Annotated in this window: 4 protein-coding genes and 1 pseudogene; 1 reads left to right on the plus strand and 4 read right to left on the minus strand. The window is 39.6% G+C overall.

Features of this window, described 5'->3' with window-relative positions; all coding sequences use genetic code 11:
- Positions 1–240: 240 nt before the first annotated feature.
- From clpB to pyrE, 4 genes are all read right to left on the minus strand, one after another.
- Positions 241–2,841, minus strand: a complete 2,601-nt coding sequence (gene clpB / locus AW17_RS22570; RefSeq protein WP_029280419.1) for an ATP-dependent chaperone ClpB — start codon at positions 2,839–2,841, stop codon at positions 241–243.
- Between the two features lie 683 nt (positions 2,842–3,524).
- Positions 3,525–3,818 (minus strand): glycoside hydrolase family 78 protein, encoded by a 294-nt coding sequence (locus AW17_RS22575; RefSeq protein WP_029280421.1) that lies wholly within the window; start codon positions 3,816–3,818, stop codon positions 3,525–3,527.
- A gap of 122 nt (positions 3,819–3,940) precedes the next feature.
- The gene (locus AW17_RS22580; protein ID WP_029280423.1) at positions 3,941–4,339 is read right to left on the minus strand and encodes an SRPBCC family protein; all 399 of its coding nucleotides are present in this window, start codon (positions 4,337–4,339) and stop codon (positions 3,941–3,943) included.
- Between the two features lie 36 nt (positions 4,340–4,375).
- Positions 4,376–5,041: an orotate phosphoribosyltransferase gene (pyrE, locus tag AW17_RS22585; protein WP_029280425.1), complete on the minus strand. Its 666-nt coding sequence runs from the start codon at positions 5,039–5,041 to the stop codon at positions 4,376–4,378.
- 422 nt (positions 5,042–5,463) lie between these two features.
- Here pyrE and AW17_RS22590 point away from each other — a divergent pair.
- Positions 5,464–6,501: pseudogene (locus tag AW17_RS22590) on the plus strand (NAD(P)-dependent alcohol dehydrogenase); the annotation flags it as partial.
- Positions 6,502–6,682 lie beyond the last annotated feature (181 nt).

The raw sequence follows: 6,682 nt of genomic DNA on the forward strand, positions 1-6,682 counted from the left end.
TTCGATAATTATTAGCTGAAAATCATATCTTATACACGCCTAATCCAGCTTTATCGTCCTGCTGAATTTATTTCAGCATCTTTTTAGCGTGAAAGACCCTGAAATAAATTCAGGGTGACGACCGCCTTAACTGAAAACTTGATTAAAACGTCACAAAGTGAGATTTAATATTCGAACTCAGGTTATTAAACAAAAAAATCCCGTCCCAATTTAATCGGGACGGGATTTGATCGGCATGTATTAACCAGCATTTTGATTCAGGAACACAAAATTATGGTCAAACATATCCAGCTTAATTTTGCTGTCTTTATCTATCTTACCCGCCAATATCTCTTTCGACAACTCGTTTAAGATTCTTTTTTGAATAACCCTTTTTAACGGCCTGGCACCAAACTGTGGGTCGTAACCCAATTGTGCCAACCAATCTAAAGCTTCATCACTGGCATCCATTTCTATACCCATTTCGGCCAATGTTTGCTGTACATGTTTAAACTGTAAGCTTACAATGTTTCTGATTTCGCTGCGGTTTAATGGTGTAAACATAATCAGCTCGTCAATTCTGTTCAAAAACTCCGGACGAATGGTTTGTTTTAATACCTCGAACAATTCGTTTTTGGTTTTCGCAATTACCTCCTCGCGGTTTTCATCGCTTAAGTTTTTAAAGTTATCCTGGATTAAATGCGCACCAATGTTTGAGGTCATGATGATGATGGTATTTTTAAAATTTACCGTCCTGCCTTTATTATCGGTTAAACGGCCATCATCCAATACCTGTAACAGGATATTAAATACATCTGGATGTGCTTTTTCAATCTCATCAAGCAATACCACCGAGTAAGGTTTACGCCTAACGGCTTCGGTTAACTGTCCGCCTTCGTCATAACCAACATAGCCCGGAGGCGCTCCAATTAAACGTGAAACGGCATGACGTTCCTGATATTCACTCATATCGATACGCGTTAGTGCATTTTCATCGTTGAATAAAAACTCTGCCAATGCTTTCGCAAGCTCCGTTTTACCCACTCCGGTTGTACCTAAAAAGATGAAGGAGCCGATTGGTTTACGTTTATCCTGCAAGCCCGCACGCGAGCGGCGGATCGCATCAGAAATGGCTTCAATTGCTTCATCTTGACCAGCCACACGCTGGTGTAATTCTTCTTCTAAATGAAGTAATTTTTCGCGCTCACTGGCAATCAGTTTAGTAACCGGAATGCCTGTCCAACGGCCAACTACGCCTGCAATATCATCAGCTGTAACTTCTTCCTTAAGCATACGGCTATCGCTTTGCTGGCTTTCTAAATCGGCTTTAAGTTTTTCAACTTTATCCTGGGCCTCTTTAATTTTACCGTAACGGATTTCGGCTACTTTACCATAATCGCCAGCACGTTCTGCCTGCTCAGCTTCTAATTTATAGTGCTCAATCTGCTCTAACTCGTTGTTTACCGCATCTACCAGGTCTTTCTCGCCTTGCCATTTGGCTTTCAATTGATCACGTTCAGCTGATAGGTTGGCAATTTCTTCTGAAAGTTCTTTAACCTTCCTGTCGTCTTTTTCACGTTTAATGGCTTCGCGTTCAATCTCTAAACGCATAATTTCACGGTCTAAAGCATCCACATTTTCTGGCACACTGTCCATCTCCATGCGCAATTTAGATGCAGCCTCATCCATTAAATCGATGGCCTTATCTGGCAGGAAACGGTCTGAAATATACCGCTGACTCATTTCTACAGCTGCGATAATTGCTTCATCTTTAATCCTTACCTTATGGTGTGTTTCGTAACGTTCTTTCAGTCCACGGAGGATAGAAATCGCATCCTGAGTATCAGGTTCTTCAACCATTACTTTTTGGAAACGACGCTCTAGTGCTTTATCCTTTTCTAAATATTTTTGATATTCATCTAAAGTTGTTGCACCAATGGCACGCAACTCTCCACGGGCAAGGGCTGGTTTTAAAATGTTCGCCGCATCCATTGCGCCTTCGCCACCACCAGCACCTACCAAAGTATGGATCTCATCAATAAACAATACGATTTCGCCATCGCTCTGGGTAACTTCTTTAACCACAGCTTTTAAACGTTCTTCGAACTCGCCTTTATATTTTGCACCTGCAATAAGCGAACCCATATCGAGCGAATAAACCACTTTACTTTTTAAATTTTCAGGTACATCACCTTTAATAATCCTGAAGGCAATACCCTCTGCAATGGCTGTTTTACCTACACCCGGCTCACCAATTAAAATAGGGTTGTTCTTGGTTCTACGTGATAAAATCTGGATCACGCGGCGGATTTCTTCATCGCGGCCGATCACCGGATCAAGCTTTCCACTCTCGGCATATTCGTTCAAATTCCTTGCATATTTGCTTAGGGCCTGGTAAGTAGCTTCTGCATTTTGATCCGTTACACGGTTATCGCCACGCAATTCTACAATCGCTTTTTTAAGGTCCTTTTCGTTAACACCCTGTTCCTTTAATAATTTCGATGTGCTATCGTTAACGGCTAATATGCCTAATAATAAATGCTCTACAGAGACAAATTCATCTTTAAATTCTTTTAAAAATGTTTGCGCTTTCTGCAGGGCGCTATTGGCATTAGATGACAGATAGACATTGCTTCCGCTCACTTTCGGGAACTTGGCAATCTCTGCATCTAAGTTTTGATTTAGTGAATTTAAGTTAACGTTAAGTTTCTTTAAAACATAAGAAACCACGTTTTCATCAACAGTAAGCAAACCTTTAAGCAGGTGTGCCGTTTCAATAGCCTGTTGCTGATTGCCTTGGGCTATTTCAGAAGCCTGTTGAACTGCTTCCTGGGCTTTTATAGTAAAATTGTTGAAGTTCATATTCCCGTTTAAGTCAAAACAAATGCCATAGCTGTTTTGATTTTACAATCGGAAATTTTGTCGGTAAGAAATTGTTTTTAATGACTAAATTACTGATTTTTAATGTTTTATGCTGAAAAATTGTCGTGATATTGCTTGCTGTCATTCTGAAACGCAGCGAAGAATCTTTAAACTATCGAAGTCTTATAAGGATTATAAGCTTTAACTGATTTGGGCGTTACCCAAGCTGCGCAAGGTTCCGGGCTTTTCAGGGCTGCGCTTCGCTGCGGTACCGATGAAGGATCGGTACTGAACCCTTACAATCCCTAACGCGGAATCATTGGTGTCATTCTGAAAGCAATATTAATTGATGAAATCAGTAATCTATCGCTTAAAGATCCTTCGTACCTCAGGATGACAGCATTCATAGAAAGGTCGCTATTTCGAGGAACGAAACTAACCGAACGATTGAGCCCATGAATGCCTTTAAAAACATATGCACAAATGAATAATCTTAAAGCGCACGCCAATAGCGATCGTTGTAAGATTGCTTTCCCGAAAGGTCCTATCGTGTGGACACATCTTTTGTTAATTCTATATTGTTTTTAGTGCACATTCATTAAGGCGGTCGTCATGCTGTCCCGAATGTTCGGGATCAGCATCTTTCTAGCTACTAAAGGCATTTATTTGGAAAAAAACATTAATTACCCAAACATTGTCTTTTCCGCTCTTTGCCGCGGGGACATGGTACTTTGGAGCGCCAAAGTACCCAAAGCGCGCGAAGCCGAATCGGTATCTACCAGAACGCGGTAGGCTGTTTGTTTTGCACCCTGACTGGCGTCGTTCATTTGCCATGTAAAACGTAGATTTGGATTATCTAAGCCGATCGGGTTAACCAAATATTCGGTTTTTAAAGCGGTGAGCGATTGAGCAAGTGTTTTGGAAATAGGAGCAAGGGCAAAAAATAAAGCAGTTACCTGGAAAAATCTGAGGTTCATAGTTTAAAGGTTATTCGAAAACTAAGGTATTAAAATAATGTGCTGATAAGAGAACGCAATGGAATTTTTACGCATAAAAAAAGACGAGGTTTAACTCGTCTCATTTATCTGTGCAATCAATTTTACCCTAAAATTTCTTTCAGTTTTTCCGTTTGGTGATCGGCCAGTTTTTGTAGTGGACCAGATGCCAGCATTTTCATCATCATGTTCAGATCAGCTGAGATAATGTGTTTAGCTGTAGTTGTTCCGTTTCCGTTATCTGCTACAGTCCACTTCAATTCTACATCGAAAGGTGCTTTTTCACTCGGAATAGCTGTTATTTCCTGATTTTCGATACGGCTCGAAATCTTAATGGCCAATTTTGCCATATTTTGGATGGTAAACCGTGCATCATCTTCTGTAGATTCCCAGTTGTAAATATTTTCTGGCATTAGTTGCTGATGATTGTTCATATTGGATAGAAATGCATAAACCTCTGCAACTGGTTTATTTACCTCTACTGCGCTTTCAATAACAGTCATTATATATTTTTATAGATTTTTGTTTTTATTCAAAACTTAAGACTCCGGACTGAAAACTTGTCCTTGTCCCCATTCTGAAGGATTTAAACGCCATTTACCTAATAATTCCATATCACTTTTGGCAATAATGCTGTGTTCGGCAGCATAATCGATTAAAGCACCATAGCTTGATAAGGTTAAGTAACGACATTTTGCAGCTGCGAAATTTTCGTCTGCTTTTTCGAAACCGTAAGTGAAAATTGCCGCTAAGCCAGCTACCGATAAACCTGCAGCTCTTAATGCATCAACAGCTTGTAAACTGCTTTTTCCGGTCGAAATTAAATCTTCGATAACGACCACACGTTGACCTTCTACCACTTCGCCTTCAATTAAACTTCCAGTACCGTGTTCTTTAGCTTTCGCTCTTACGTAGATAAAAGGTAAACCAAGTTCTTGAGCTACTAAAACACCTTGAGGAATTCCAGCGGTTGCAACACCAGCAATAACATCTACCGAACCAAACTCTTCCTGAATGGCCTGCGCAAGTTTCTGACGGATGTAAGTTCTAACCTGAGGGTGAGAAAGGGTAATTCTGTTATCGCAATAAATTGGCGATTTCCAGCCAGATGCCCAGGTAAAAGGATTATTTGGTTGTAATTTGATTGCTTTTATCTGTAATAAAAATTCTGCTACCTTTAATTCAATATCACTTTTATTATACATGGCTCAAAATTACAGATTTATTTGTGTTTGTCATAACGTTTATTAAGCCTCACTTGTTTTAGCGAGGAAAGAAAATGTCGGGATTTGAATTTAATCACGACTTCCAAATGCTACAAATATCGGAAATTTTGATGGATGGTAAAAGCTATTTCTTGCCACTCCTTGTAAATCAATGTGATAAAGAATAGTAAGGGACGAAATTATAGGGGAATGTAAATGTTATATTGGTGTGGCTAAGTTTTTAGGCTTACGAAGTTTGTAGCGTTAAATGAATATTTTTGTTCAAATTGAATCTTTAAAATTTAATGTAAATAGTCGAGATTGTTTGAATTTTGCAATGATTTATTTGATTTGTGTAATTGTTCTTAGCAAACCGCTGTATACCTTTGTTAAGGTAAAATTAATTTGAATTTTTATGATAGCAACAAAAAGGATATGCGGCACAAAATGCCGAAACAGATCTTGCACCCTGGAATTTTGAGCGCCGGGAAGTAGGACCTCATGATGTTCAGTTCGAGATACTTTTCTGTGGGGTTTGCCACTCAGATCTGCACCAGATCAAAAACGATTGGTTTCCGGGGATATTCCCAATGGTTCCTGGCCATGAAATTGTGGGCAGAGTAACAAAGGTTGGAGATCATGTTAAAAAATTTAAGGTTGGTGATCTTGCCGGTACTGGCTGTATGGTAGATTCTTGCCAGGTTTGCGAAAACTGTAAGCAAGATTTAGAACAATATTGCTTAGAAGGAAGTACGCAAACATACAATAGTTTAGAAAGAGATGGTAAAACACCAACTTATGGCGGATATTCGGATACGATTGTAGTAAGAGAAGAGTTTGTACTGCATGTATCGGATAAATTAAATCTTGCTGCTGTAGCACCGCTTTTATGTGCAGGTATTACCACTTATTCGCCTCTAAAACACTGGAAAGTAGGAAAAGGCCATAAACTGGCTGTACTTGGTTTAGGTGGTTTAGGCCATATGGCTGTGAAATTTGGTGTAGCCTTTGGTGCCGAAGTAACGGTATTGAGTACCTCACCAAAGAAAGAAGAAGATGCCAAAAAACTTGGTGCCCACCACTTTGTGGTAACAACCGATCCTGCTCAGGTTAAAGCTGCCAGAGGTACATTCGATTTTATCTTAGATACCGTATCTGCTGAGCACGATTTTAATATGTATCTGTCTTTATTGAGAACGAATGGTATACACATTTGCGTAGGTGTTCCACCTAAACCGGCAGAAATTGCGGCTTTTAGTTTGCTTGGTGGTAGAAAAAGTCTTGCCGGATCGGGTATTGGCGGTATTGCCGAAACTCAGGAAATGTTAGATTTCTGTGCCGAGAAGAATATTGTATCAGACATCGAAATGATTGATATGAAAGATATCCACCATGCCTACGAACGTATGGAAAAAGGCGATGTACGTTACCGTTTTGTGATTGATATGGCTACGTTGTAGATCTAAATATCAACCTGAGTTCGATTATTAAATCTCATTTTGTGGCGTTTTAATCAAGTTTTCTGTTAAGACGGTCGTCACCCTGAATTTATTTCAGGGTCTTTCACGCTAAAAAGATGCTGAAATAAATTCAGCAGGACGATAAAGCGGGATTAGGCGTAAATAAGATATAATTTTCAGC

Source organism: Pedobacter borealis DSM 19626 (genome assembly GCF_000708285.2).
In the GTDB taxonomy this organism is placed as follows: Bacteria; Bacteroidota; Bacteroidia; order Sphingobacteriales; family Sphingobacteriaceae; genus Pedobacter; species Pedobacter borealis.